The sequence below is a fragment of the Streptomyces sparsus genome (assembly GCF_054776295.1).
In genome coordinates, this window is record NZ_BAAHCA010001282.1 from 1 (window position 1) to 1097 (window position 1097).

General features: G+C 74.0%; 2 protein-coding genes. Both read right to left on the reverse strand.

Going from position 1 to position 1097, the window contains the following annotated elements:
- Positions 1–61 precede the first annotated feature (61 nt).
- On the reverse strand, positions 62–652 hold the full coding sequence (locus ACYVE9_RS27910) for a TetR/AcrR family transcriptional regulator (protein WP_461030671.1): 591 nt from the start codon (positions 650–652) through the stop codon (positions 62–64).
- A partial coding sequence (locus ACYVE9_RS27915) for a 3-hydroxyacyl-CoA dehydrogenase family protein (RefSeq protein WP_461030672.1) occupies positions 649–1097 on the reverse strand: 449 nt, incomplete at its 5' end. The genes ACYVE9_RS27915 and ACYVE9_RS27910, both read right to left, overlap by 4 nt.

The following is a 1097-nucleotide window of genomic DNA, read 5'->3' on the forward strand; positions in this document are numbered from 1 at the left end:
GGGCGCAGGCCGGCGCGTCAGGTGCGCAGACCCGCCGCGTCAGATGCGCAGGCCGGGCGCGTCAGGTGCGCAGGCCGGCGAAGGCGATCTTGACGACGGCGTCCGCGACCGCCGCGTCGTCACGGCTGTCCGCCGCCCGCTCCGGGCGGTACCACTCCGCGATGGAGTTGATCATGCCGAACAGCAGCCGGGTGGCGAGCCGCACGTCGACGTCCGGACGCAGGTCCCCCTCGGCGGCGGCGCGGGTGAGCAGGTCGGCCACCTGCTGGTCGAAGTCGCGGCGCCGGGCCATCGCCCAGCGCTCGGTGTCGGTGTTGCCGTGCACCCGCAGCAGCAGCGTCACGTAGGGCAGCTCGGCCATCAGCACCTCGGCGGTGCGGCGGGTGACGTGCTCCAGCCGGGTGACGGCCCGCCCCTCGCGGGCCGCCGGCTCGTCGAGAATGCCGAAGAGGCCGTCCAGCGCCCTGCTGATGGCCCGGTGCAGCAGTTCCTCCTTGCTGCGCACGTGGTGGTAGATCGACGACTTGGAGATGCCCGCCGCCTGCGAGAGGTGCTCCATGGAGGTGCCGTCGTAGCCGCGCTCGTTGAACACCCGCACGGCGACCGTCAGCAGGGTGTCGGGGGTGTACGTGTCGCGCTTGGCCATGGTCATGATTGTGCCCGCTCACGGCGTTGCAGCGCGTGGGAGGGTGCGTAGCGCCCGGTCGGGCAGGCGACGTGCAGGTTGCGCAGCACCCGCGCCACCCAGGCCGCGCCCAGGTCGGCGCACCACTCCAGCGGGCCGCGCGGGTAGTTCACGCCGAGCCGCATCGCGGTGTCCACGTCCTCGGCGGTGGCCACCTCGCGGGCGGCGGCGTCCACCGCGAAGTCGGCCAGCATGGCGACCGTGCGGGCCACCACCAGGCCCGGCACCGGTTCGATGACGCTGACCTGCTTGCCCAGCGCCTGGAACAGGCCGACGGCGGCGTCGAAGTCCGCCGCCGGCACGGTGTCGGAGCCGGCGAGCGCGATCCGGGTGGCGCCGCGGTAGTCCAGCGCCAGGTCGAAGTGGATCTCCGGGCCGTGCGGCGCGGACCCGTCGGTGAGCGCCAGGCGGG